The 25,766-nt window shown below is 53.1% G+C and carries 26 protein-coding genes and 1 other annotated feature; of the genes, 18 read left to right on the top strand and 8 right to left on the bottom strand.

Annotation, left to right across the window (positions count from 1 at the left end; all coding sequences use genetic code 11):
• Positions 1-68: 68 nt before the first annotated feature.
• Positions 69-2,747 (bottom strand): bifunctional acetaldehyde-CoA/alcohol dehydrogenase, encoded by a 2,679-nt coding sequence (gene adhE, locus AOY23_RS18955; RefSeq protein WP_054180837.1) that lies wholly within the window; start codon positions 2,745-2,747, stop codon positions 69-71.
• A gap of 547 nt (positions 2,748-3,294) precedes the next feature.
• On the opposite strand from adhE, the gene AOY23_RS18950 reads away from it, so the two are divergent.
• The 6 genes from AOY23_RS18950 to oppF all read left to right on the top strand — a co-directional run bounded on the left by AOY23_RS18950 (position 3,295) and on the right by oppF (position 10,294).
• Positions 3,295-3,942 (top strand): YchE family NAAT transporter, encoded by a 648-nt coding sequence (locus AOY23_RS18950; protein WP_054180895.1) that lies wholly within the window; start codon positions 3,295-3,297, stop codon positions 3,940-3,942.
• A 765-nt stretch (positions 3,943-4,707) separates the two neighbouring features.
• The gene (gene oppA, locus AOY23_RS18945) at positions 4,708-6,339 is read left to right on the top strand and encodes an oligopeptide ABC transporter substrate-binding protein OppA (protein WP_054180836.1); all 1,632 of its coding nucleotides are present in this window, start codon (positions 4,708-4,710) and stop codon (positions 6,337-6,339) included.
• 88 nt (positions 6,340-6,427) lie between these two features.
• Positions 6,428-7,348 (top strand): oligopeptide ABC transporter permease OppB, encoded by a 921-nt coding sequence (gene oppB, locus AOY23_RS18940; RefSeq protein ID WP_054180835.1) that lies wholly within the window; start codon positions 6,428-6,430, stop codon positions 7,346-7,348.
• 14 nt (positions 7,349-7,362) lie between these two features.
• Complete coding sequence (oppC, locus tag AOY23_RS18935) at positions 7,363-8,271, top strand: oligopeptide ABC transporter permease OppC (protein ID WP_054180834.1); 909 nt, start codon at positions 7,363-7,365, stop codon at positions 8,269-8,271.
• 11 nt (positions 8,272-8,282) lie between these two features.
• A complete protein-coding gene (gene oppD, locus AOY23_RS18930; protein ID WP_054180833.1) occupies positions 8,283-9,293 on the top strand; it encodes an ABC transporter ATP-binding protein in 1,011 nt (336 codons plus the stop codon).
• On the top strand, positions 9,290-10,294 hold the full coding sequence (gene oppF, locus AOY23_RS18925) for a murein tripeptide/oligopeptide ABC transporter ATP-binding protein OppF (RefSeq protein WP_054180832.1): 1,005 nt from the start codon (positions 9,290-9,292) through the stop codon (positions 10,292-10,294). The genes oppD and oppF overlap by 4 nt, the downstream gene beginning before the upstream one ends.
• 32 nt (positions 10,295-10,326) lie before the next feature.
• Here the strand turns inward: oppF and AOY23_RS18920 are convergent, their stop codons facing one another.
• Positions 10,327-10,656, bottom strand: a complete 330-nt coding sequence (locus AOY23_RS18920) for an HI1450 family dsDNA-mimic protein (RefSeq protein ID WP_038153848.1) — start codon at positions 10,654-10,656, stop codon at positions 10,327-10,329.
• Positions 10,657-10,690: 34 nt separating this feature from the next.
• Positions 10,691-12,151: a cardiolipin synthase gene (gene cls / locus AOY23_RS18915; RefSeq protein ID WP_054180831.1), complete on the bottom strand. Its 1,461-nt coding sequence runs from the start codon at positions 12,149-12,151 to the stop codon at positions 10,691-10,693.
• Positions 12,152-12,294: 143 nt separating this feature from the next.
• Between cls and AOY23_RS18910 the strand changes: the two genes are divergently transcribed.
• Positions 12,295-12,468: a YciY family protein gene (locus tag AOY23_RS18910; protein ID WP_152958635.1), complete on the top strand. Its 174-nt coding sequence runs from the start codon at positions 12,295-12,297 to the stop codon at positions 12,466-12,468.
• 49 nt (positions 12,469-12,517) lie between these two features.
• On the opposite strand, the gene AOY23_RS18905 is transcribed toward AOY23_RS18910, so the two are convergent.
• A complete protein-coding gene (locus AOY23_RS18905) occupies positions 12,518-12,814 on the bottom strand; it encodes a YciI family protein (RefSeq protein WP_049850074.1) in 297 nt (98 codons plus the stop codon).
• A gap of 223 nt (positions 12,815-13,037) precedes the next feature.
• Here AOY23_RS18905 and tonB point away from each other — a divergent pair, with 223 nt between their 5' ends.
• Positions 13,038-13,760: a TonB system transport protein TonB gene (gene tonB, locus AOY23_RS18900; protein ID WP_054180829.1), complete on the top strand. Its 723-nt coding sequence runs from the start codon at positions 13,038-13,040 to the stop codon at positions 13,758-13,760.
• 21 nt (positions 13,761-13,781) lie between these two features.
• On the opposite strand, the gene AOY23_RS18895 is transcribed toward tonB, so the two are convergent.
• The 3 genes from AOY23_RS18895 to pfkB form a co-directional block, all read right to left on the bottom strand.
• Positions 13,782-14,642, bottom strand: a complete 861-nt coding sequence (locus tag AOY23_RS18895; protein WP_054180828.1) for a fructosamine kinase family protein — start codon at positions 14,640-14,642, stop codon at positions 13,782-13,784.
• A gap of 101 nt (positions 14,643-14,743) precedes the next feature.
• On the bottom strand, positions 14,744-15,034 hold the full coding sequence (gene ghoS / locus AOY23_RS18890) for a type V toxin-antitoxin system endoribonuclease antitoxin GhoS (protein ID WP_054180827.1): 291 nt from the start codon (positions 15,032-15,034) through the stop codon (positions 14,744-14,746).
• A gap of 62 nt (positions 15,035-15,096) precedes the next feature.
• Positions 15,097-16,026, bottom strand: a complete 930-nt coding sequence (pfkB, locus tag AOY23_RS18885; RefSeq protein ID WP_054180826.1) for a 6-phosphofructokinase II — start codon at positions 16,024-16,026, stop codon at positions 15,097-15,099.
• A gap of 303 nt (positions 16,027-16,329) precedes the next feature.
• Between pfkB and AOY23_RS18880 the strand changes: the two genes are divergently transcribed.
• Positions 16,330-17,088 carry a DUF481 domain-containing protein gene (locus AOY23_RS18880; RefSeq protein WP_054180825.1) on the top strand — a complete coding sequence of 253 codons (759 nt, stop codon included), beginning with the start codon at positions 16,330-16,332 and terminating at the stop codon, positions 17,086-17,088.
• A 32-nt stretch (positions 17,089-17,120) separates the two neighbouring features.
• Here the strand turns inward: AOY23_RS18880 and yniD are convergent, their stop codons facing one another.
• The gene (gene yniD / locus AOY23_RS22730) at positions 17,121-17,228 is read right to left on the bottom strand and encodes a small membrane protein YniD (RefSeq protein WP_152958633.1); all 108 of its coding nucleotides are present in this window, start codon (positions 17,226-17,228) and stop codon (positions 17,121-17,123) included.
• Between the two features lie 275 nt (positions 17,229-17,503).
• Between yniD and thrS the strand changes: the two genes are divergently transcribed.
• From thrS to btuC, 9 genes are all read left to right on the top strand, one after another.
• On the top strand, positions 17,504-19,432 hold the full coding sequence (thrS, locus tag AOY23_RS18875; RefSeq protein WP_054180824.1) for a threonine--tRNA ligase: 1,929 nt from the start codon (positions 17,504-17,506) through the stop codon (positions 19,430-19,432).
• Positions 19,433-19,435: 3 nt separating this feature from the next.
• Entirely contained in the window at positions 19,436-19,978 is a 543-nt protein-coding gene (gene infC, locus AOY23_RS18870; protein ID WP_072011887.1) for a translation initiation factor IF-3, read from the top strand.
• Positions 19,979-20,073: 95 nt separating this feature from the next.
• On the top strand, positions 20,074-20,271 hold the full coding sequence (gene rpmI / locus AOY23_RS18865; RefSeq protein ID WP_001124225.1) for a 50S ribosomal protein L35: 198 nt from the start codon (positions 20,074-20,076) through the stop codon (positions 20,269-20,271).
• 49 nt (positions 20,272-20,320) lie between these two features.
• A complete protein-coding gene (rplT, locus tag AOY23_RS18860; RefSeq protein WP_006820206.1) occupies positions 20,321-20,677 on the top strand; it encodes a 50S ribosomal protein L20 in 357 nt (118 codons plus the stop codon).
• Positions 20,678-20,790: 113 nt separating this feature from the next.
• Positions 20,791-20,915: a sequence feature (Phe leader region), on the top strand.
• Positions 20,796-20,840, top strand: coding sequence for a pheST operon leader peptide PheM (pheM, locus tag AOY23_RS22725; RefSeq protein ID WP_152525475.1), 45 nt, complete (start codon positions 20,796-20,798; stop codon positions 20,838-20,840). (Overlaps the previous feature by 45 nt.)
• A 60-nt stretch (positions 20,916-20,975) precedes the next feature.
• A complete protein-coding gene (gene pheS / locus AOY23_RS18855; RefSeq protein WP_049850068.1) occupies positions 20,976-21,959 on the top strand; it encodes a phenylalanine--tRNA ligase subunit alpha in 984 nt (327 codons plus the stop codon).
• A 15-nt stretch (positions 21,960-21,974) separates the two neighbouring features.
• The gene (pheT, locus tag AOY23_RS18850) at positions 21,975-24,362 is read left to right on the top strand and encodes a phenylalanine--tRNA ligase subunit beta (RefSeq protein ID WP_054180823.1); all 2,388 of its coding nucleotides are present in this window, start codon (positions 21,975-21,977) and stop codon (positions 24,360-24,362) included.
• Between the two features lie 4 nt (positions 24,363-24,366).
• Positions 24,367-24,666 carry an integration host factor subunit alpha gene (ihfA, locus tag AOY23_RS18845; RefSeq protein WP_006820203.1) on the top strand — a complete coding sequence of 100 codons (300 nt, stop codon included), beginning with the start codon at positions 24,367-24,369 and terminating at the stop codon, positions 24,664-24,666.
• A gap of 99 nt (positions 24,667-24,765) precedes the next feature.
• Positions 24,766-25,746 (top strand): vitamin B12 ABC transporter permease BtuC, encoded by a 981-nt coding sequence (gene btuC / locus AOY23_RS18840; RefSeq protein ID WP_054180894.1) that lies wholly within the window; start codon positions 24,766-24,768, stop codon positions 25,744-25,746.
• Positions 25,747-25,766: the final 20 nt, after the last annotated feature.

The raw sequence follows: 25,766 nt of genomic DNA, 5'->3' as shown, positions 1-25,766 counted from the left end.
GTTATTTGCAACATAAAAAAAGCCCCGTCAGATGACGGGGCTTTTTGTGACTTACGGGTTGCGTCTAATTAAGCGGTTTTTTTCGCTTTCTTATCTGCTTTAACCGGAGCGGCTTCTTTCTTCTCTACAGCCACTTCGCCTTCAGTGTAAGCACGTCCGTAGTAGGTATCCAGCAGGATCTGTTTCAGCTCGGAGATCAGCGGGTAGCGCGGGTTAGCGCCAGTACACTGGTCATCGAACGCATCTTCAGACAGCTTATCAACGTGTGCCAGGAAGTCAGCTTCCTGAACGCCCGCTTCGCGGATTGATTTCGGAATACCCAGTTCGGCTTTCATGCTTTCCAGCCATGCCAGCAGTTTCTCGATCTTCGCAGCAGTACGGTCACCCGGTGCGCTCAGACCCAGATGGTCAGCGATTTCAGCGTAACGACGACGAGCCTGCGGACGGTCGTACTGGCTGAATGCAGTCTGCTTGGTCGGGTTATCGTTCGCGTTGTAACGGATAACGTTGCTGATCAGCAGGGCGTTGGCCAGACCGTGCGGAATATGGAACTGTGAGCCCAGTTTGTGTGCCATGGAGTGACATACACCGAGGAAGGCGTTCGCAAACGCGATACCGGCGATAGTCGCTGCACTGTGAACGCGTTCACGGGCAACCGGGTTTTTGGCACCTTCGTTATAAGACGCTGGCAGGTTTTCTTTCAGCAGTTTCAGTGCCTGCAGAGCCTGACCATCGGAGAACTCGGACGCCAGCACGGAAACGTAAGCTTCCAGCGCGTGGGTCACGGCATCCAGACCACCGAAGGCACACAGTGATTTCGGCATATCCATCACGAGGTTGGCGTCAACAATTGCCATATCCGGGGTCAGCGCATAGTCAGCCAGCGGATATTTCTGACCGGTAGAGTCGTCGGTGACAACCGCAAACGGTGTCACTTCTGAACCGGTACCGGAAGTTGTCGTGACGGCGATCATTTTCGCTTTCACGCCCATTTTCGGGAACTTGTAGATACGTTTACGGATATCCATAAAGCGCAGCGCCAGTTCTTTGAAGTGAGTTTCCGGGTGTTCGTACATAACCCACATGATTTTCGCGGCGTCCATCGGGGAACCACCACCCAGCGCGATGATCACGTCTGGTTTGAAGGAGTTCGCCAGTTCGGCACCTTTACGTACGATAGTCAGCGTCGGGTCAGCTTCTACTTCAAAGAACACTTCAGTTTCAACGCCAGCGGCTTTCAGAACAGAGGTGATCTGGTCAGCGTAACCGTTGTTGAACAGGAAGCGGTCAGTCACGATCAGCGCGCGTTTGTGACCATCAGTAATCACTTCATCCAGTGCGATTGGCAGTGAGCCACGACGGAAGTAGATAGATTTCGGAAGTTTGTGCCACAACATGTTTTCAGCTCGCTTAGCAACGGTTTTCTTGTTGATCAGGTGTTTCGGACCAACGTTTTCAGAGATGGAGTTACCACCCCAGGAACCACAACCCAGAGTCAGGGAAGGTGCGAGTTTGAAGTTGTACAGGTCGCCGATACCACCCTGAGAAGCCGGGGTGTTGATCAGGATACGCGCGGTTTTCATCATCTGACCGAAGTAGTTCACGCGTTCTGGCTGGTTATCCTGGTCGGTGTACAGGCAGGAGGTATGACCGATACCGCCCATTGCCACCAGTTTCTCAGCTTTATCAACCGCGTCTTCGAAGTCTTTCGCACGATACATCGCCAGGGTCGGAGACAGTTTTTCGTGAGCGAACGGTTCGCTTTCGTCGACAACTTTTACTTCACCAATCAGGATCTTGGTGGTGACCGGTACAGAGAAGCCTGCCAGTTCAGCGATTTTGTACGCTGGCTGACCGACGATAGCCGCGTTCAGCGCGCCATTTTTCAGGATGATGTCCTGAACCGCTTTCAGCTCTTTGCCCTGCAGCAGGTAGCCGCCGTGGCTGGCGAAACGTTCGCGGACCGCATCATAAACAGAGTCAACAACCACAACGGACTGTTCAGAAGCACAGATAACGCCGTTATCGAAGGTTTTAGACATCAGAACGGAAGCCACAGCACGTTTGATATCAGCGGTTTCGTCGATAACCACAGGCGTGTTGCCTGCGCCTACGCCGATTGCCGGTTTACCGGAGCTGTAAGCGGCCTTAACCATGCCCGGGCCACCGGTCGCAAGAATAAGGTTGATATCCGGGTGATGCATCAGCGCGTTGGACAATTCAACAGACGGTTGATCGATCCAGCCAATCAGGTCTTTCGGTGCACCAGCAGCGATAGCTGCCTGCAGAACGATGTCAGCCGCTTTGTTGGTGGCATCTTTAGCACGCGGGTGTGGAGAGAAGATGATGGCGTTACGGGTTTTCAGGCTGATCAGCGATTTGAAGATAGCCGTTGAAGTCGGGTTAGTGGTCGGAACGATACCGCAGATAATGCCGATAGGTTCAGCAATGGTGATAGTCCCGAAGGTGTCGTCTTCAGACAGCACGCCACAGGTCTTTTCATCTTTGTATGCGTTATAGATATATTCGGAAGCGAAGTGGTTTTTAATCACTTTATCTTCGATGATACCCATGCCGGATTCGGCAACGGCCATTTTAGCGAGAGGGATTCGAGCATCTGCAGCGGCCAGGGCGGCAGCGCGGAAGATTTTATCTACTTGCTCTTGAGTGAAACTGGCATATTCACGCTGGGCTTTTTTGACGCGTTCAACGAGCGCGTTAAGTTCAGCGACATTAGTAACAGCCATAATGCTCTCCTGATAATGTTAAACTTTTTTAGTAAATCAGCTGCACGCTAAACCAGTATAGACACCGTGTTTGCTGCTTGCGTAAGGGTCAGCAAAACAACTGATTACTTACGATTCCGATTCACAGATTTACTAAAAGAGCCTCACCTCAGGCACCACTAACGAATGACGCTGTACTCCCTGGTGGCGTAAGCAAGGTTACTCACTTCTGAGTACAAATTACGTGATCTGGATCAAGTTAACACCAAGCTGACACCTTTCAGCAGCCCATTTCACGGCATTTGTAGCAATTGTGACGGAATCGTTTTTAAAGGCAGGATGACATTAACATAATCTAAATGAATATATAACACCCTGTATTGGAGCCATTTTTTAAGAAGAATTGAGGTGAACTATACTCATAAAAAGCGTATCTTCAGCGCGGATAACAGGCTGTGTCCCGCTTTACACGCGAGAGGCTCAGCATCGCGATTGTGATCGTTAACCGGTCACAGCCTTGCTTTATATTACGTCAACGACCCATTTTGATGAGCTTGCGGAGCTGAGCGTGATTCAAACCTTGTTTGATTTTCCCACGTACACCAAATTTTTTATCGGGCTATTTGCTCTGGTTAACCCGGTTGGGATTATCCCTGTCTTTATTAGTATGACCAGCTACCAGACGGCGCCGGTCAGAAACAAAACTAACCTTACCGCCACGCTGTCCGTTGCCATTATTCTCTGGACGTCACTGTTTTTAGGTGACGGCATTCTGCAGTTATTTGGTATTTCTATCGATTCATTCCGCATCGCCGGTGGCATTCTGGTCGTCACTATTGCGATGTCGATGATTAGCGGAAAACTGGGTGAAGATAAACAGAACAAGCAGGAAAAATCAGAAACGGCGATCCGCGAGAATGTCGGCGTTGTGCCGCTGGCGTTGCCGCTCATGGCGGGGCCGGGGGCCATCAGTTCCACCATCGTCTGGGGAACCCGTTACCATAACCTGGCGCACCTGATCGGCTTTTCTATTGCCATCGCGCTGTTTGCGTTCTGTTGTTGGGGTGTTTTTCGTCTCGCGCCCTGGCTGGTGCGTTTGCTGGGGCAAACCGGCATTAACGTCGTCACCCGTATTATGGGGCTGCTGCTGATGGCGTTAGGCATCGAGTTTATCGTCACCGGGATTAAAGCGATTTTCCCCGGTCTTCTGAGCTAGTCTGCCTGCGGCGAAACGGGGCGTTCCGCGCCGTTTCCGCTGCAATATTCGCAAATCATATCAATATATTTGAAAAATGTATTTAGCATAATCTTTGCTGATATTTAATTAAAATATTATATATCAGCAGGTTAGCGCATTATTCTGCGTTGTAATGCACACAAAACCCCCCTCCGCGATGTTATTTCTTTCACACCATACTCTTGGGCTTGCTGTCGGATAATTGAAATGATATTAGTAATTTCAGCTAACGGGCAGTTGAATGTGCTAAATAATAATCAATTGTTAAGTTTTTGTACAAAAAACAAACAGGCCTGGTTTCGACTGAAAGCCATCTTTTGGCTATTCGTCTAACTTACTGATTACATTGTCATTAGAGGGCAATAAGAAAAAGCCCCGACAGGTTGCGACAGGGCAACTTATTCAGTAAAAGAGAATTGCTTAACAAATTTGCAAATTGTATTGGCAGCGCCGTAAGCCATTTGCTACTTTCCGGCCTGATGTGCGGATTAATTTGCATGTAGATGAGAACGGTTTTCATATAACCGCTGGTTACGAATAAAAAGATCAGACGCGTCCCGACAGGGGGGGCGTATAACGAATCGACGTAAGGTTGCCATCCGAGCGACCGTAATAAAAAAGTCGGTGATAGCAAGCAGTAGAAAACGACCTGACAGTTGCTAAAGCTCCTGCGCTGTACAGGAACCCGAACGGGAACAGACAAGCTGGTAAACCAGCAATTATAAAGAGAGGAGTCACAACACAATGTCCATCATTACAAAAAAAAGTCTAATTGCAGCAGGTGTCTTCACTGCACTCATCGCTGGCAATGCGGCGATGGCAGCCGATGTGCCTGCGGGTGTTCAGTTGGCGGAAAAACAAACGCTGGTACGTAATAACGGTACAGAAGTTCAGTCGCTCGATGCGCACAAAATTGAAGGTGTACCGGAATCCAACATCAACCGCGATCTGTTTGAAGGGTTAGTGGAAACCGGTGTTGATGGCCAGCCAGTACCTGGCGTGGCAGAATCGTGGGATAACAAAGATTTCCAGGTCTGGACATTCCATCTGCGTAAAGATGCGAAATGGTCAGACGGTTCGCCGGTAACGGCACAGGATTTCGTCTACAGCTGGCAACGCCTGGCTGATCCGAAAACCGCTTCTCCTTATGAAAGTTATTTGCAGTATGGTCATATCGCCAATATCGATGACATTATTGCGGGTAAAAAACCAGCGACCGACCTCGGCGTGAAAGCCGTTGATGATCATACGCTGGAAGTGACCTTATCTGAGCCTGTTCCTTATTTCTACAAACTGCTTGTTCACTCCTCCATGACGCCGGTTCCTAAAGCCGCCATTGAAAAATATGGTGAGAAGTGGACCCAGCCTGCGAATATTGTTTCCAACGGCGCTTATAAACTGAAAGAGTGGGTGGTCAACGAACGTATTGTTCTGGAGCGTAACCCAAATTACTGGGATAACGCCAAAACAGTGATCAACCAGGTCACTTATCTGCCTATTTCCTCTGAAGTCACCGACGTTAACCGCTACCGCAGCGGTGAAATCGACATGACCTATAACAACATGCCGATCGAATTATTCCAGAAGCTGAAAAAAGAGATTCCGAATGAAGTGCACGTAGATCCGTATCTCTGCACTTATTATTACGAAATTAACAACCAGAAAGCCCCGTTCACCGATGTGCGTGTCCGTACCGCACTGAAACTGGGTCTGGATCGCGACATCATCGTCAATAAAGTGAAAAACCAGGGCGACCTGCCTGCTTACGGTTTCACTCCGCCGTATACCGATGGCGCAAAACTGACCGAACCGGAATGGTTTAAGTGGTCACAGGAAAAACGTAACGCAGAAGCGAAAAAACTGCTGGCCGAAGCAGGCTACACGGCGGACAAACCGCTGACCTTCAGCCTGCTTTACAACACTTCTGATCTGCACAAAAAACTGGCTATCGCTGTGGCGTCTATCTGGAAGAAAAACCTCGGCGTTAACGTGAAGCTGGAAAACCAGGAATGGAAAACCTTCCTCGATACCCGTCATCAGGGCAACTATGATGTGGCGCGTGCGGCCTGGTGTGCGGATTACAACGAACCGACATCCTTCCTGAACATGCTGCTGTCAAACAGCTCTAACAACACCGCGCACTATAAGAGCGAAGCCTTTGATACTATCCTGGCGGATGCGCTGAAAGTGACGGATGAAGCGCAGCGTACCGCGCTGTATGACAAAGCAGAAATGCAGCTGGATAAAGATTCTGCAATTGCCCCGGTCTATTACTACGTTAACGCCCGTCTCGTGAAACCATGGGTCGGCGGTTATACCGGTAAAGATCCGATGGATAATATCCACGTCAAGAACTTGTATATTATCAAGCATTAATGGCAATGCGTGGAGCGAGGGATTTTTCCTCGCTCCACTGTGTCTTATTTGAGAGCAGTGCAAAGGCACACGCCAGAAGGTACGGGCAATGTTAAAATTTATATTACGTCGTTGTCTGGAAGCGATTCCGACACTTTTTGTTCTTATTACTATTTCCTTCTTTATGATGCGCCTCGCGCCGGGAAGTCCATTTACCGGTGAACGTACGTTGCCGCCAGAAGTGATGGCCAACATTGAGGCGAAATACCATCTCAACGATCCGATCTCCACGCAATATTTCAGCTATCTGAAGCAACTGGCGCACGGCGATTTCGGACCGTCTTTTAAATATAAGGATTATTCGGTCAACGATCTGGTGGCGGCCAGTTTCCCGGTTTCTGCAAAACTGGGGATGGCGGCGTTTTTGCTCGCCGTGATCGTTGGCGTTAGCGCGGGGGTGATTGCCGCACTCAGGCAAAATACCGCGTGGGATTATACCGTCATGGGGTTTGCGATGACCGGGGTGGTTATCCCGAGCTTTGTTGTCGCGCCGCTGCTGGTGATGGTTTTCGCGATCACCCTGCACTGGTTGCCAGGCGGCGGCTGGAACGGCGGGGCGCTGAAATTTATGATCCTGCCGATGGTGGCGCTGTCGCTGGCTTATATCGCCAGTATCGCGCGTATTACCCGTGGCTCAATGATTGAAGTGCTGCACTCTAACTTTATTCGTACCGCGCGTGCAAAAGGGTTGCCGATGCGGCGGATTATCTTCCGCCATGCGCTGAAACCCGCGTTGCTGCCGGTGCTCTCCTATATGGGGCCTGCTTTCGTCGGTATTATCACCGGCTCGATGGTTATTGAAACTATCTATGGTTTGCCGGGCATCGGCCAGTTGTTCGTGAACGGGGCGCTTAACCGTGACTACTCGCTGGTACTGAGTCTCACGATTCTGGTCGGCGCGCTGACGATCCTGTTCAACGCGGTGGTTGACGTGCTGTATGCCGTCATCGATCCGAAAATCCGTTACTGACACTGGAGTACGCCATGATGTTAAGTAAGAAAAACAGCGAGGCGCTGGAACACTTCAGTGAAAAACTGGACGTAGAAGGCCGCAGTTTATGGCAGGATGCCCGTCGACGCTTTATGCATAACCGCGCCGCGGTCGCGAGCCTGGTGGTGCTGATCCTGATTGCGCTTTTTGTTACCCTGGCGCCGATACTGTCGCAGTTTACCTATTTCGATACCGACTGGGGCATGATGTCCAGCGCGCCGGATACTGAATCCGGGCACTATTTCGGCACCGACTCTTCCGGGCGTGATCTGCTGGTGCGTGTGGCGATTGGCGGGCGTATTTCGCTGATGGTCGGCATCGCCGCGGCGCTGGTGGCGGTGATTGTCGGCACGTTGTACGGGTCGCTGTCCGGCTATCTCGGCGGCAAAGTCGACTCCTTCATGATGCGTGTGCTGGAAATCCTCAACTCCTTCCCCTTCATGTTCTTCGTTATCCTGCTGGTCACCTTCTTCGGGCAAAACATCCTGCTGATCTTCGTTGCCATCGGGATGGTTTCGTGGCTGGATATGGCGCGTATCGTTCGCGGCCAGACGCTGAGTCTGAAGCGCAAAGAGTTTATCGAAGCGGCGCAGGTCGGCGGTGTCTCGACCGGCAATATCGTTGTTCGTCATATCGTACCGAACGTGCTGGGCGTGGTGGTGGTTTACGCCTCGCTGCTGGTTCCCAGCATGATCCTGTTTGAATCGTTCCTGAGCTTCCTTGGTCTGGGTACGCAGGAGCCGCTCAGCAGTTGGGGGGCCTTACTGAGTGATGGCGCCAACTCCATGGAAGTGTCTCCATGGCTGCTGCTGTTCCCGGCAGGTTTCCTGGTGGTTACCCTGTTTTGTTTTAACTTTATCGGCGATGGCCTGCGTGATGCCCTCGATCCGAAAGACCGCTAAGGAGCCCCGCCATGAGTACGATTGACATGGTAAAAAACCACCAGCAACAGCAGTCGTCGCTGCTGCTGGATGTGAAAGATTTACGCGTGACGTTTAAAACGCCGGATGGCGACGTCACGGCGGTCAACGATCTTAACTTCAGCCTGAAAGCGGGTGAGACGCTGGGTATCGTGGGTGAATCCGGCTCCGGTAAATCCCAGACTGCCTTTGCGCTGATGGGGCTGCTGGCGCAGAACGGCCGTATCGGCGGCTCCGCAACGTTCAACGGACGGCAAATCCTCAACCTGCCTGAGCGCGAGTTGAATAAGCTGCGTGCCGAGCAGATCTCGATGATTTTCCAGGATCCGATGACCTCTCTGAACCCGTATATGCGCGTCGGCGAGCAACTGATGGAAGTGCTGATGCTGCACAAAAACATGGGCAAAGCAGAAGCGTTTGAAGAGTCAGTCAAAATGCTGGATGCGGTCAAAATGCCGGAAGCGCGTAAGCGTATGCGCATGTTCCCGCATGAATTTTCCGGCGGTATGCGCCAGCGCGTGATGATTGCCATGGCGTTGATGTGCCGACCGAAACTGCTGATTGCCGATGAGCCGACAACCGCGCTCGACGTGACCGTGCAGGCGCAAATCATGACGCTGCTGAATGAACTCAAACGTGAGTTCAATACCGCCATTATCATGATTACCCACGATCTCGGCGTGGTTGCCGGTATCTGTGACAAAGTGCTGGTGATGTATGCCGGGCGCACCATGGAATATGGTCAGGCGCGCGATGTGTTCTACCAACCCGCGCATCCTTATTCTATTGGCCTGCTCAATGCAGTACCGCGTCTGGATGCGGAAGGCGAATCACTGCTGACGATCCCGGGCAACCCGCCAAACCTGTTGCGTTTGCCGAAAGGCTGCCCGTTCCAGCCGCGCTGCCCGCACGCGATGGATATCTGCCATAGTGCTCCGCCGCTGGAGGAGTTTGCGCCAGGGCGTTTACGCGCCTGCTTTAAACCGGTGGGGGATCTGCTATGAACGCCGTAATCGAAAATCGTAAAGTGCTGCTCGAAATTGCCGATCTGAAAGTGCATTTTGATATCAAAGACGGCAAACAGTGGTTCTGGCAACCGGCGAAAACGCTGAAGGCCGTGGATGGCGTCACCCTGCGTCTGTATGAAGGGGAAACCCTGGGCGTGGTGGGTGAGTCCGGCTGCGGTAAATCTACCTTTGCGCGTGCGATCATCGGTCTGGTGCAGGCGACAGACGGCAAGGTGGCGTGGCTGGGGAAAGATCTGCTGGGCATGAAACCGGACGAGTGGCGTGCTGTGCGTAGTGATATCCAGATGATTTTCCAGGATCCGCTGGCCTCACTGAACCCGCGCATGACCATCGGTGAAATTATCGCTGAGCCGCTGCGGACTTATCATCCGAAAATGCCGCGCCAGGAAGTTCGCGATCGCGTCAAAGCGATGATGATGAAAGTGGGCCTGCTGCCCAACCTGATTAACCGTTACCCGCATGAATTCTCTGGTGGACAATGTCAGCGTATCGGCATCGCCCGTGCGCTGATCCTTGAGCCGAAACTGATTATTTGTGATGAACCGGTTTCCGCGCTGGATGTGTCCATTCAGGCGCAGGTGGTTAACCTGTTGCAGCAACTGCAGCGTGAGATGGGGCTTTCGCTGATCTTCATCGCGCACGATCTGGCGGTGGTGAAACATATCTCCGATCGCGTGCTGGTGATGTATCTGGGTCATGCCGTTGAGCTCGGCACTTACGATGAGGTGTATCACAATCCGCTGCACCCATACACCCGGGCGCTGATGTCGGCAGTGCCCATCCCGGACCCCGATCTGGAAAAAGCGAAGGAGATCCAGTTGCTGGAAGGGGAACTTCCGTCACCGATCAACCCGCCTTCCGGATGCGTATTCCGTACGCGCTGCCCGATTGCCGGGCCGGAGTGCGCTAAGACGCGACCGGTTCTGGAAGGGAGTTTCCGCCACGCGGTCTCCTGTCTGAAGGTAGATCCGTTATAATGAAAAAGGCCGACATCACGTCGGCCTTTTTTCTACTCACGCCACAGGATATGGCAGAATTTGTGGTCTTTTTCGCGACAGAGCAGTATGCGGGCGAAAATATCATTAAGCTCGCCGCCATCGGTCTCCGCAAGACCGATGACCACCTCGGCGAAGAAATCCGGATCGAGGTCGAAATCGACATGCTCCTGCCAGTCTTCTGAAGGGTCGAATAGTTCCGCGCCGCCACGCTCCTCAAACTGTAAATTAAACAGAATGATGTCGGCGGGATCGAGATTATCGACCGCCAGTTCGAGGAATATATCGTAGGCCTGCTCGAGCGTTTCGTCTTCGGTCAGGCGATTGTTCAAATCCATATCCATGATGACTACCTGTTAAACATCTGATTGGCACGTTTTACAGCAACGGGCTGAAGAAGTAAAACAGTCGCTCGGCCATTCGCTGCCAGAGTGGTCGTTTTACCCATTCAAGGGCGTCGAGCAGGCGGGAGCGTGAGATGTAATCGTCCTGCACCGCCGCCAGATCGCCACCGAAGCCAACGTCATCAATCGCCAGCGTAATTTCAAAGTTCAGCCACAGGCTGCGCATGTCGAGATTGACGGTGCCGACCAGGCTTAACTCGCCATCGACCAGCACGCTCTTGGTGTGCAGCAGCCCGCCTTCAAACTGATAAATTTTGACGCCCGCGGCCAGTAGCTCGGTGAAAAAGGCGCGGCTCGCCCAGCCCACCAGCATCGAATCGTTTTTCAGCGGCAGAATAATGCTGACATCGACACCGCGCTGAGCGGCGGTACAGATGGCATGCAGCAGGTCGTCGCTGGGCACGAAGTAGGGCGTGGTCATTATCAGATATTCACGGGCCGAATACGCAGCCGTCAGCAGCGCCTGGTGGATCAGATCTTCCGGGAAGCCCGGGCCTGAGGCGATAGTGTGAATGGTGTGCCCGCTGGCGGCTTCAAACGGCATGATATTGGCGTCTGGCGGCGGCGGGAGAATGCGTTTACCGGTCTCAATTTCCCAGTCGCAGGAGTAAATAATGCCCATCGCCGTGGCAACCGGGCCTTCCATGCGCGCCATCAGATCTATCCACTGGCCCACGCCGGCATCCTGCTTAAAGAAGCGCGGATCGACCATATTCATACTGCCGGTGTAGGCAATATAGTTGTCGATCAGCACCATTTTGCGGTGCTGACGCAGATCCATACGGCGCAGAAAGACACGCATCAGATTCACTTTCAGCGCCTCAACGACTTCAATACCGGCGTTGCGCATCATCGTCGCCCACGGGCTGCGAAAAAACGCCACGCTGCCTGCGGAGTCCAGCATCAGGCGGCAGTGAACGCCGCGTCGCGCGGCGGCCATCAGCGACTCCGCCACTTGATCGGCCATTCCGCCCGGCTGCCAGATATAAAAGACTATCTCGATATTGTGACGGGCGAGCTGGATATCGCGGATCAGCGCCTGCATGACATCATCCGTTTCGGTCATCAGTTGCAACTGATTGCCTTTCACCCCGGCGATGCCCTGACGGCGCTCACAGAGCTTAAACAGCGACGAGGCGACCGGGCTGTTTTCCTCGGCAAAGATATGGTTAAAAGCTTTAAGATCATGCAGCCACTTTGCTGTCGAGGGCCACATGGCTCTGGCGCGCTCGGCCCGGCGTTTTCCGAGATGCAGTTCTCCGACCGACAAATAGGCGATGATCCCGACGAGGGGCAGAATATAGATAATCAGCAGCCATGCCATCGCCGAAGGCACCGCGCGTCGCTTCATCAAAATACGTAATGTCACACCGGCAATGAGCAACCAGTAACCCAGAACCACCAGCCAACTCACCACGGTGTAGAAGGTTGTCATATCAATAAAAATCCTTTTGTATGCCAGATGTTAAGAGTTTACGCATAAGCACTGATCTGGCAAATAAAATGCGCTGTAAAACCGCTGGTCAGTCAGGGGGGAGCGGATATAATAAAGGCTCTTTCATTCTGAGAGCTGTAGAAATGAAGCATAGCAGAACGGAAGTGGGGCGCTGGCGCATGCAGCGGCAGGCAAGTCGCCGTAAAACCCGCTGGCTGGAAGCTCAGTCGCGTCGCAATATGCGCATCCACTCCATCAGAAAATGTCTTGTCAAACGGCAACACCACGCACTGGTCTTCGCCTTCTACGACATCTGAGCACAAAAAGGGCACCGCTTGCGGTGCCCATCGTTTTTCTGGCGTTGCGTTAAAACGTTTTTTTGTACGGTTTAACTGCAACGTTGCCATACACACCGGCCGCGACGTACGGATCATCGTTCGCCCATGCCTGTGCTGTTTCCAGCGATTCAAATTCGGCAATAATAATGGAGCCGGTAAAGCCTGCGGCGCCAGGATCGTTGCTGTCAACCGCAGGCAGTGGACCCGCAGTCAGCAGACGGCCGTCATCCTGCAGCAGTTGCAGGCGGGCGAGGTGGGCAGGGCGAACGGATAAGCGTTTTTCGAGTGAGTCAGCGACATCTTCGGCGTAAATCACGTAAAGCACGGGCAGAACTCCTTCCTGATGAAATTTGCGTTTTACGTTAAGTGAAAGTGTCATTAACTGCAATGTAAAGATGTGTGGCCTGTGCGACAGTTTGTTCGACACGCGGGATTTTTGGGCAACAACGGACAAAAGTTGATTCAGAATAAGATGTCTTATTGAATATGATTGCTATTTGCATTTAAAATCGGGACTTCATTTGGCAACTGACACGATTATGACTTCAATGACCCTTGATATGCCTCGCCGCTTTCCGTGGCCGACCCTGCTCTCAGTGGCTATCCACGGCGCAGTCGTTGCGGGATTGCTTTATACCTCGGTACATCATCAGGTTATTGAACTGCCAGCGCCGGGTCAGCCGATTACGGTCACCATGGTGACGCCCGCCGATCTGGAGCCGCCGCAGGCTGTTCAGCCACCGCCGCAACCGGTTGTGGAGCCGGAGCCAGAACCCGAGCCGGTTCCCGAGCCGCCAAAAGAGGCGCCGGTGGTGATCCACAAACCGGAACCGAAACCTAAGCCAAAGCCGAAACCCAAACCGGAGAAAAAGGTCGAGCAGCCAAAACGGGAAGTGAAACCCGCAGAGCCGCGTCCGGCATCGCCGTTTGAAAACACGACACCATCGCGCCCGGTGACCAGTACCGCACCCGCTGCCACCAGCAAACCGACGGTGAGCGCCCCCACAGGCCCTCGCGCGCTGAGCCGCAACCAGCCGGGGTATCCGGCGCGGGCGCAGGCGCTGCGCATCGAAGGGAAAGTGCGCGTCCGGTTTGACGTCACGGCAGATGGCCGCGTGGATAACGTCGAAATTCTCTCCGCGCAGCCGAGCAATATGTTTGAACGTGAAGTTAAAAGCGCCATGCGAAAATGGCGCTATGAGAGTGGCAAGCCAGGTAACGGGCTTATCATGAACATCGAATTCCGCCTGAAAGGCGTCTCAATGAACTGACCGGTGTGCCTGAGCGAAGGCTCAGGCCGCCAGCACCCGCTCCAGCGCTTTCTGCGCGGTCACCAGATGTTCCCCGCCAAACAAAATCGCTCGGTTCAGTAAGGTATAAAGCTGATAAACCGGCTGGCGATCGAGGAAGCCGGAAGGTAACGGTGAGACCGACTGATAGCCATCGTAAATCTGCGGTGGCTGATCGGGATGCAACGGCAGCATCGCCAGGTCACACTCCCTGTCACCCCAGTAGCAGGCCGGATCGAAAATATACGGACCGTCAGGCCCCAGCGCGCAGTTGCCGGACCACAGATCACCGTGCAGAAGCGAAGGCTGTGGCTGATGGTTGCTCAGGCGCTGCTGAATATGGCCGACAATCGCATCGATATTACCAAACGCCATGCCTTTTTCCGCCGCCAGCTCCAGTTGCCAGCCAATACGCTGTTCAGCGAAGAAGGTTGACCAGCGACGTTGCCAGGCGTTGGGTTGTGGCGTGGTGGAGAGGTCGTTGTCGAAGTCGAGACCAAACTGCGGCTGGTCGCTCCATTCGTGGAGATGGGCAAGCTGTTGGCCCAGCAGAAACGCGCTATGGGCGTCGAGCGGGCGGGGAGGCAGAAATTCCATCACCAGAAAGCTGTAGTCGCGGTCGCTGCCGACGGCAAACACTTCCGGGACGCGAACCGTTTTACTGCGTGAAAGTAGTTCCAGTTGATCGGCTTCCGCCGTGAAAATGGGCAGAAGCTCCCGCTCATCGCACTTGACGAAAAAGTCCTTACCGCGATAGCGCAGATGCCATGCAGCGTGGATTTCTCCTCCAGGTAATTCATTACGCAACTCGATGTCGCCGCTTCCAAATTGCTCGCTTAACAGGCCACTGATAGCTTGCCACATGATGCTTCTCCCATGTTTACTGCCATTTCAGAAGGTTAGCGTATAAATGCGGTGAAAAAACTCGAACTAACGCACAACTGAGTACTTTTAGGCGGCAAATGTTATGGATTTATGCTTGCCTGCCATGCATCGAACGTGGTGATGTCGATATCGGGCTTGCGATGAAGTGCGGCTTCAGCAAGCCCGGTGGCGAGCTCGCGAACCTCTTCTTCGCTGAGTGGGCTGATAAAGCCAAAGGTATTGGTGCCAAGATCGTGAACTTTGCCGTCGTCATCGGTCAGCGTGAGCAAAAAGCCACCACGCGACAGGTGATTATTAAGCTCGTTAATCTGGGTTAACGCCTCTTCTTTGAAGCTGAACGTCACCACATAACGGGTAATTTCTCCACTCACGGTTCACCTCTTTGTAATTCATAGATTTATCCAGCATAGTCCAAAGTGCCGGGCTGACCCCATTACTGACGGAGATAATCGTAAATTTTGCGGGTGTTCTCCAGCGAGCACAGGCGTGTCCCCTGGTTGACTGTCGCCGCGCTGCCCGCCGCCACGCCAAAGCGCACCATATCTTCCAGACTGGCATTTTCGGCAAGTTTAAGCGTCATTGCGCCCACCATGCTGTCGCCCGCGCCAACGGTGCTCTGGCTTTTCACCGGTGGCGGAACCACCTGTACGCAGCCACTGGCATCAACGCCAAGCGCACCCTGCGGACCGAGTGAGACGATGACCCGCAGCGCTTTTCCGGACTGGACGATTTCCTGCGCCGCCTTGCGAACATCGTCAGGTTGCGTCAGTTCACGTTGCACCAGCGCGCTGAGCTCTTTCTGGTTCGGCTTAACCAGTTCGATATGACCAATGTCCAGCGCTGCGGCGAGGGCTTCACCGGAGCTGTCCATCACGCAGCGAATGCCGTTGTGCTGTGCGGCTTTGATTAACTGCACCAGCCGCCCGGTTTTAACGCCAGGTGGCAGGCTGCCGCTGATCACCAGAATGGCGCCTTCCTCTATTTGCAGCACTTTTTCTTCGAGCTGACGAAACTCATCTTCACTTAATGCGGCGCCGGGCATCACGAAACGGTACTGTTCGCCGCTGGACTCCACATACACATGCAGGTTCTGCCGCGTCCAGTCGCGAGCGTCGACCGTATTGACCGGGACATTTTCATCGGCTAACAAAGAGACCAGATGTTCGCCGGTCGCGCCGCCTGCCGGGAAGATGGCGGTAGCGCGACCGCCGAGGAAAGTAATCGCGCGGGCGACGTTAATGCCACCACCACCAGGCTCAAATACCGGCGCGCTGCAGCGTAATTTACCTTCTGGGTATATCTGAGGCGTCAGCGTTGCGCAGTCAAGAGAAGGCGCCAGGGTGAGTGTATAAATATTCGCCATTATTATTACCTCCTGAAATGTCCCATAAGTTAAATCGCTTTAAGCCTGGCACTGAATATCCAGGAAAGGAAGAAACAACAGCATGATTTACAAGTGTTTAAACTCAAAAATGGTTTTTTACCATTATGAATTAAAAAGAGTTTTGAGATCGTTCTTATTCAAAAAATGAAATAAGAAGTCATTGCTATGTTATTCGGGCCTTTTTATAATTTCTTACCTTTCTCTGGAACTTCCCGCGTTGATCCTCATGAAAGTTTCCGGGACCGTATAGGTCTCTTTTTTTGTTGTACGGACTCTTAATAAATGAAGCTTTTAAAGACAGTACCCGTGGCAGCGTTGCTGGCGGGGGGCTTGTTTGCGTCGATGCACGCGACAGCAGATGATACCGTTTTTACTGTCATGGATGACCCTTCTACTGCAAAGAAACCTTTTGAAGGTAACGTCAACGGCGGCTATCTCGCTCAGTCTGGCAATACCAAAAGTTCTTCCCTGACTGCAGACTCCACACTGACCTGGTACGGTGAATCCACCGCGTGGTCATTATGGGGAAATGCGAGCAATACCTCATCCAATGATGAACGCTCTTCTGAGAAATATGCGGTAGGCGGCCGTTCGCGCTATAACGTGACCGATACAGATTACCTGTTTGGTCAGGCGAGCTGGTTAACTGACCGTTACAACGGCTATCATGAACGCGATGTCCTGACCGCTGGTTATGGTCGTCAGTTTATGAATGGCCCGGTTCACAGCCTGCGTTTTGAATTTGGTCCGGGTGTGCGTTACGACGAATATACTGACGGCGATACTGAAACCCAGCCGTTGGGTTATGCGTCCGGTACGTACGCCTGGCAAATGACAGATACCACCAAATTCACGCAAGGTGTTTCCGTTTATGGTTCTGATGACACGACGGTAAACTCTGAAACTGCGCTCAACGTGGCGATTAACGATCACTTCGGTCTGAAAGTCGCTTATAACCTGAGCTGGAATTCCGAGCCGCCATCAACAGCGCCAAGCCATACCGATCGCCGTACCACGGTATCACTGGGATACAGAATGTAATCTATCGGGCCGGCTCCCGGCCTGATGGCAGCTTATCCCCAAATCATTGCGGCCCAGCGCAGCAGAAGCATGGCGCCGCAAATTGCTATCAGCACGACCACCACTTTCCAGTGTTTGCTGGCAAATCGTTTTGTTGGCATTGACTCCCCTCGCAGTCGTTTCCTTTAAAATAGTCTATTACAGACAAGGTCAATGAGAGATGAACCGGAATCAGGGTTTTATCCCATAGAAATCATGTGTAGACTAGGGGCTGGTTTTATCAAAAGACGGATGTAGGAGGCGTGACGCGATAAATGTCATTTCTCATATTTCGCAGAGTGAAGCGGGAATCAATCCACCCCCTTTTGATAATGTTCATCATATTATTTTGTATGTGCTCTTTCGTGTGGGGCACCACTGCAAATAAGGATATATAATGCCTGTAATTACTCTTCCTGATGGCAGTCAACGCCATTACGACCACGCAGTAAGCCCAATGGATGTTGCTCTTGATATCGGACCGGGACTGGCGAAAGCCTGCATCGCGGGCCGTGTTAATGGCGAACTGGTTGATGCTTCCGATCTCATCGACACCGATGCCCAACTGGCAATCATCACCGCGAAAGATGATGACGGTCTGGAGATCATTCGTCACTCCTGCGCGCACCTGCTTGGTCACGCCATTAAACAACTGTGGCCGACCACGAAAATGGCGATTGGTCCGGTAGTGGACAACGGTTTTTATTACGATGTGGATATTGACCGAACCCTGACCCAGGAAGATCTCGACGTGCTCGAAAAACGTATGCATGAGCTTGCCGAGAAAAACTACGACGTCATTAAGAAGAAAGTCAGCTGGCACGACGCGCGTGAAACGTTTGTGAAACGCAACGAGCCGTATAAAGTCTCCATTCTTGATGAAAACATTGCCCATGATGACAAGCCTGGCTTATATCATCATGAAGAATATGTCGACATGTGCCGCGGCCCGCACGTGCCCAATATGCGTTTCTGCCATCACTTCAAATTGATGAAAACCGCAGGGGCTTACTGGCGTGGCGACAGCGACAACAAAATGCTGCAGCGTATTTACGGCACCGCGTGGGCAGATAAAAAAGCGCTGAATGCGTATCTGCAACGTCTGGAAGAAGCCGCGAAGCGCGACCACCGTAAAATCGGCAAGCAACTCGACCTGTATCATATGCAGGAAGAAGCGCCGGGTATGGTGTTCTGGCACAACGACGGCTGGACCATCTTCCGTGAACTGGAAACGTTTGTTCGCAGTAAACTGAAAGAGTACCAGTATCAGGAAGTCAAAGGTCCGTTCATGATGGACCGTGTGCTGTGGGAAAAAACCGGTCACTGGGACAACTACAAAGATGCGATGTTCACCACCTCGTCTGAGAACCGTGAATACTGCATCAAGCCGATGAACTGCCCGGGGCACGTTCAGATCTTCAATCAGGGTCTGAAATCCTACCGTGATCTGCCACTGCGTATGGCGGAATTCGGTAGCTGCCACCGTAACGAACCATCAGGCGCGCTGCACGGTTTGATGCGTGTCCGTGGCTTCACCCAGGATGACGCGCACATCTTCTGTACTGAAGATCAGATCCGTGATGAAGTGAACGCCTGTATTCGTATGGTCTACGATATGTACAGCACCTTTGGCTTCGACAAAATCGTCGTCAAACTTTCCACTCGCCCCGAAAAACGTATCGGCAGCGATGAAATGTGGGATCGTGCTGAGGCGGACTTAGCCGTCGCGCTCGAAGAAAACAACATCCCGTTTGAATATCAACTGGGTGAGGGCGCGTTCTACGGTCCGAAAATTGAATTTACCCTATATGACTGCCTCGATCGTGCATGGCAGTGCGGTACTGTACAGCTGGACTTCTCTCTGCCGTCTCGTCTGAGCGCCTCTTATGTTGGCGAAAACAACGAGCGTCAGGTCCCGGTCATGATTCACCGCGCGATTCTTGGGTCGATTGAACGCTTCATCGGCATTCTGACCGAAGAATTCGCTGGCTTCTTCCCAACCTGGCTTGCGCCAGTGCAGGTCGTGGTCATGAACATTACCGATTCACAGTCTGATTACGTTAACGAATTGACCCGTAAACTGCAAAATGCGGGTATTCGGGTAAAAGCAGACTTGAGAAATGAGAAGATTGGCTTTAAAATCCGCGAGCACACTTTACGTCGTGTCCCGTATATGCTGGTCTGTGGTGATAAAGAGGTGGAAGCTGGCACTGTGGCCGTTCGCACCCGCCGCGGTAAAGACCTTGGCGTCATGGGCGTAGAGGAAGTGATTGAGAAGCTGCAACAAGAGATTCGCAGCCGCAGTCTTCAACAACTGGAGGAATAAGGTATTAAAGGCGGAAAACGAGTTCAAACGGCACGTCCGAATCGTATTAATGGCGAGATTCGCGCCCAGGAAGTTCGCTTAACAGGTCTGGAAGGTGAGCAACTGGGGATTGTGAGTCTGAGAGAAGCAATCGAAAAGGCTGAAGAAGCTGGAGTAGATTTAGTTGAAATCAGCCCTAACGCCGAACCGCCAGTTTGTCGTATCATGGACTACGGCAAGTTCCTTTATGAAAAAAGTAAATCTTCTAAGGAACAGAAGAAAAAGCAAAAAGTTATCCAGGTTAAGGAAATTAAATTCCGTCCTGGTACAGATGAAGGCGACTATCAGGTAAAACTCCGCAGCCTGATTCGCTTTCTGGAAGAGGGTGATAAAGCCAAGATCACACTGCGTTTCCGCGGTCGTGAGATGGCGCACCAGCAGATCGGTATGGAAGTGCTTAATCGCGTGAAAGACGATCTGACAGAACTGGCAGTGGTCGAATCCTTCCCAACGAAGATCGAAGGCCGCCAGATGATCATGGTGCTCGCTCCTAAGAAGAAACAGTAGGCCTTCAAGTAGCAAGGGCTGTGAGGCTTTCGGGTCCCACAGCTTTTGTTCGCCTGGGTTTCGTTTATTAACAATGCGAAGTGGAAGTTATTAAAATGCCAAAAATTAAGACCGTACGCGGTGCTGCTAAGCGCTTCAAAAAAACCGGTAAAGGTGGTTTTAAGCACAAGCACGCTAACCTGCGTCATATTCTGACCAAAAAAGCAACCAAGCGTAAACGTCACCTGCGCCCGAAAGCCATGGTTTCCAAAGGCGATCTGGGTCTGGTAATCGCGTGCCTGCCGTACGCATAAGCCGTTAACGTTTATTAACTTTTTTATTTAGAATATACAGGAGAGCACTATGGCTCGCGTAAAACGTGGTGTAATTGCACGCGCACGTCACAAGAAAATTTTGAAACAAGCTAAAGGTTACTACGGTGCGCGTTCACGCGTATACCGCGTTGCCTTCCAGGCTGTTATCAAAGCTGGTCAGTACGCTTATCGTGACCGTCGTCAGAAAAAGCGTCAGTTCCGTCAACTGTGGATTGCGCGTATCAACGCAGCAGCACGTCAGAACGGTATTTCTTACAGCAAATTCATCAATGGCCTGAAAAAAGCCTCTGTTGAAATCGACCGTAAGATCCTGGCTGACATCGCAGTATTCGACAAAGTGGCATTCACTGCCCTGGTTGAAAAAGCGAAATCAGCACTGGCGTAAGCCAGTTGAAAGAGGGAGCTTGTCTCCCTCTTTTCATTTCAACGGCACGGCCCATTGACATTTGATCGGTAAGACTTTTCAATAAGGTTTACCCCATTACCACTAAGGTAACGCAAGCATGAATGCTGCTCTTTTCCGCTTCTTTTTTTACTTTAGCACCTGAATCCAGGGGGCTAGCGCGTGAAAGAAGAAACGAAAAACAGCGCCAGAAAGCCTCCACTATGGAGGCTTTTTTGCTTTTGGATAGAGCGAAATAATTACCATAGACGGTGTCTGCACCGACACAACGAGGAAACCCATGTCACATCTCGCAGAGCTGGTTGCCAGTGCGAAGGCAGCCATTAATCAGGCTTCAGATGTTGCCGCGTTAGATAACGTACGCGTCGAATATCTGGGCAAGAAAGGGCATCTGACCCTCCAGATGACAACCCTGCGCGAACTGCCGCCTGAGGAACGTCCGGCGGCAGGTGCGGTCATCAACGAAGCGAAAGAGCAGGTTCAGCAGGCGCTGAACGCGCGTAAAGCGGATCTGGAAGGCGCTGCGCTGAATGCCCGCCTGGCGGCCGAAACCATCGACGTTTCGCTGCCGGGTCGCCGTATTGAAAACGGTGGCCTGCACCCGGTCACCCGTACCATCGACCGTATTGAAAGTTTCTTCGGTGAACTCGGTTTTACCGTCGCGACCGGCCCGGAAATCGAAGACGATTACCACAACTTTGATGCGCTGAATATTCCGGGTCACCATCCGGCCCGTGCCGACCATGATACCTTCTGGTTTGACGCGAAGCGTCTGCTGCGTACCCAGACTTCTGGCGTGCAGATCCGCACCATGGAACATCAGCAGCCGCCGATTCGTATCATCGCGCCGGGTCGCGTCTACCGTAACGATTACGACCAGACTCACACCCCGATGTTCCATCAGATGGAAGGGCTGATCGTTGATAAGAACATCAGCTTTACTAACCTGAAAGGCACGCTGCACGACTTCCTGCGTAACTTCTTTGAAGAAGACCTGCAGATTCGTTTCCGTCCGTCCTATTTCCCGTTCACCGAACCGTCTGCAGAAGTTGACGTGATGGGTAAAAACGGCAAATGGCTGGAAGTGCTGGGCTGCGGCATGGTGCATCCGAACGTGCTGCGTAATGTGGGCATCGATCCGGAAATCTACTCAGGTTTCGCCTTCGGGATGGGCATGGAGCGCTTGACCATGTTGCGTTACGGTGTCACCGATTTACGTGCATTCTTCGAAAACGATCTGCGTTTCCTCAAACAGTTTAAATAAGGGCAGGATATAACAATGAAATTCAGTGAACTGTGGTTACGCGAATGGGTCAATCCGGCCATCGACAGCGATGCGCTCTCCGACCAGATCACCATGGCGGGTCTGGAAGTGGACGGCGTTGAGCCGGTCGCGGGCGCATTTAACGGCGTGGTGGTGGGTGAAGTGGTTGAGTGCGGTCAGCACCCGAACGCTGACAAACTGCGCGTGACGAAAGTGAATGTCGGCGGTGAACGCCTGCTGGATATCGTCTGCGGCGCGCCAAACTGCCGTCAGGGACTGAAAGTCGCTGTGGCGACCATCGGTGCCGTACTGCCGGGCGATTTCAAAATCAAAGCGGCAAAACTGCGTGGCGAGCCGTCTGAAGGGATGCTGTGCTCGTTCTCCGAACTGGGGATTTCCGATGATCACAGCGGCATTATCGAACTGCCCGCGGATGCGCCGATCGGCACCGATATCCGTGACTATCTGAAGCTCGACGACACGGCCATCGAAATCAGCGTGACGCCGAACCGTGCAGACTGCCTCGGTATTATCGGTGTTGCCCGTGACGTCGCGGTGCTGAACCAGCTACCGCTGGTCGAGCCGGAAATGGCGCCGGTCGCGGCAACCATCAACGACACGCTGCCTATCCGCGTGGACGCGACCGATGCCTGCCCGCGCTATCTGGGCCGTGTCGTCAAAGGTATCAACGTAAAAGCGCCAACGCCGCTGTGGATGAAAGAAAAGCTGCGTCGCTGCGGCATTCGCTCCATTGATGCGGTGGTTGACGTCACTAACTATGTGCTGCTCGAACTGGGCCAGCCGATGCACGCCTTCGACCGCGACCGCATTGATGGCGGGATCGTGGTGCGCATGGCGAAGCCGGGCGAAACACTGGTACTGCTGGACGGCAGCGAAGCGAAACTGGATACCGACACGCTGGTGATTGCTGATCACAGTAAAGCGCTGGCGATGGGCGGTATCTTTGGCGGCGAGCATTCTGGCGTAAACGGCGACACGCAAAACGTCCTGCTGGAATGTGCATTCTTCAGCCCGCTGTCGATTACCGGTCGTGCGCGCCGTCATGGCCTGCATACCGATGCCTCTCACCGCTATGAGCGCGGGGTTGATCCGGCGCTGCAATACAAAGCGATGGAGCGCGCCACCCGTCTGCTGATCGACATCTGCGGCGGTGAAGCGGGTCCGGTGATTGACGTTACCGATGAATCCACGCTGCCGAAACCGGCGACTATCCTGCTGCGTCGCAGCAAACTGGATCGCCTTATCGGTCATCACATCGCCGATGCGCAGGTCAGCGATATCCTGCGTCGTCTGGGCTGCGACGTGATCGAAGGTCAGGATCAGTGGCAGGCGGTGGCACCGAACTGGCGCTTCGATATTTCAATCGAAGAAGATCTGGTGGAAGAAGTGGCGCGTGTTTACGGCTACAACAACATCCCGGATGAGCCGGTTCAGGCGGGTTTAATCATGGGAACCCACAAAGAAGCGAATTTGTCGCTCAAGCGCGTGAAAACGTTGCTGAACGATAAAGGCTACCAGGAAGTGATCACCTACAGCTTCGTTGACCCGAAAATTCAGCAACTGATCCACCCGGGTGAAGAGGCGCTGATCCTGCCAAGTCCGATCTCCAGCGAAATGTCCGCGATGCGTTTGTCGCTGTGGACAGGCCTGCTGAGCACCGTGGTCTATAACCAGAACCGCCAGCAGAGCCGCGTGCGTATCTTCGAAACCGGTCTGCGTTTCGTGCCGGATACCCAGGCAAACCTCGGTATTCGTCAGGATGTGATGCTGGCGGGTGTGATTTGCGGGAATCGTCATGAAGAGCACTGGAACCTGGCAAAAGAGACCGTTGATTTCTATGATGTAAAAGGCGATCTCGAATCTGTGCTGGATCTGACCGGTAAACTGGCTGACGTCCAGTTCAAAGCGGAAGCGAATCCGGCACTGCATCCGGGACAGTCTGCGACGATTTATCTGAAAGGCGAACGTATTGGTTTCATTGGGGTTGTTCATCCGGAACTTGAACGTAAACTGGATCTGAACGGTCGCACTCTGGTGTTCGAACTGGAGTGGAACAAGCTCGCAGACCGCGTGGTGCCTCAGGCTCAGGAGATTTCTCGCTTCCCGGCGAACCGTCGCGACATCGCTGTTGTGGTCGCTGAAAACGTTCCGGCAGCGGATATTCTCGCCGAGTGTAAGAAAGTTGGCGCAAATCAGGTAGTTGGCGTAAACTTATTTGACGTGTACCGTGGTAAGGGTGTAGCGGAGGGTTATAAGAGCCTTGCTATCAGCCTGATCCTTCAGGATACCAGCCGTACACTCGAAGAAGAGGAGATTGCCACTACCGTTGCCAGATGTGTAGAGGCATTAAAAGAGCGATTCCAGGCATCATTGAGGGATTGAACCTATGGCGCTTACAAAAGCTGAAATGTCAGAATATCTGTTTGATAAGCTTGGGCTTAGCAAGCGGGATGCCAAAGAACTGGTAGAACTGTTTTTCGAGGAGATCCGTCGCGCTCTGGAAAATGGTGAGCAGGTGAAACTCTCCGGTTTTGGTAACTTTGACTTGCGTGATAAAAATCAACGCCCGGGGCGCAACCCGAAGACGGGCGAAGATATTCCCATTACAGCCCGGCGTGTGGTGACCTTCAGACCCGGTCAGAAGTTAAAGAGCCGTGTCGAAAACGCTTCGCCCAAGGCAGAGTGATCTGAACTAACTAAAAAGGCCGCTTCGCGGCCTTTTTTCTTTTCTGCAACGGACAGGCACCGTAAAATCAAACACCTTGCTGCCTGATTAATGGAAATTATGCTCTCCTGGGTTCGACTTCAACAACAACGAAACCGACGCTGGCTTCTCGCGTTGCTGCTGATACTGGTGGCCGCGACGATGCTCAGCCTGTGCGCGGGCGAACAGTGGATTGCGCCTGCAGACTGGTTCAGCGCGAAAGGGCAACTGTTCATCTGGCAGATCCGCCTGCCGCGCACGCTGGCGGTCTTGCTGGTCGGCGCGGCGCTGGCGCTGTCCGGCGCCATTATGCAGGCGCTGTTTGAAAACCCGCTTGCCGAGCCAGGCCTGTTGGGTGTATCCAATGGAGCTGGCGTCGGCCTGATTGCCGCTGTGCTGCTCGGGCGCGGCCTGTTGCCCGGCTGGGCGCTGGGACTGTGCGCCATCGCCGGTGCGTTGCTCATCACCTTTATTTTACTGCGTTTTGCCCGTCGCCATCTCTCAACCAGCCGTCTGTTGCTGGCAGGGGTTGCGCTCGGGATCATCTGCAGCGCCATCATGACCTGGGCGGTTTATTTCTCAACCTCCTTCGATCTGCGCCAGTTAATGTACTGGATGATGGGCGGCTTTGGTGGTGTAGACTGGCAGCAACTGTGGTTGATGATTGCGCTGATCCCGGTCATGGTATGGGTCAGCGCACAGTCACAGCCGCTGAATTTACTGGCGCTGGGCGAGGTCTCCGCGCGTCAACTGGGGCTGCCGCTGTGGCTGTGGCGCAAACTGCTGGTCATCGCCACAGGCTGGCTGGTGGGCGTCAGCGTCGCGCTGGCGGGCGCCATTGGCTTTATCGGTCTGGTTATCCCGCACATCCTGCGACTGTGTGGCCTGACCGACCACCGCGTACTATTACCGGCCTGCGTACTGGCCGGGGGAAGCGCGTTACTGCTGGCGGATGTGATTGCGCGTCTGGCGCTTTCCGCCGCTGAGCTGCCCATCGGCGTCGTCACCGCCACGCTGGGCGCGCCGGTCTTTATCTGGTTACTCCTGAAATCGGGTCGTTAAGAACCACAGACAATGAGGAT

Origin of the sequence: Trabulsiella odontotermitis (genome assembly GCF_001297775.1) — a bacterium.
GTDB classification, from domain to species: Bacteria; Pseudomonadota; Gammaproteobacteria; order Enterobacterales; family Enterobacteriaceae; genus Trabulsiella; species Trabulsiella odontotermitis.
The sequence above is the reverse complement of the archived record's forward strand: the minus strand, read 5'-3'. Positions and strand labels throughout refer to the sequence as shown.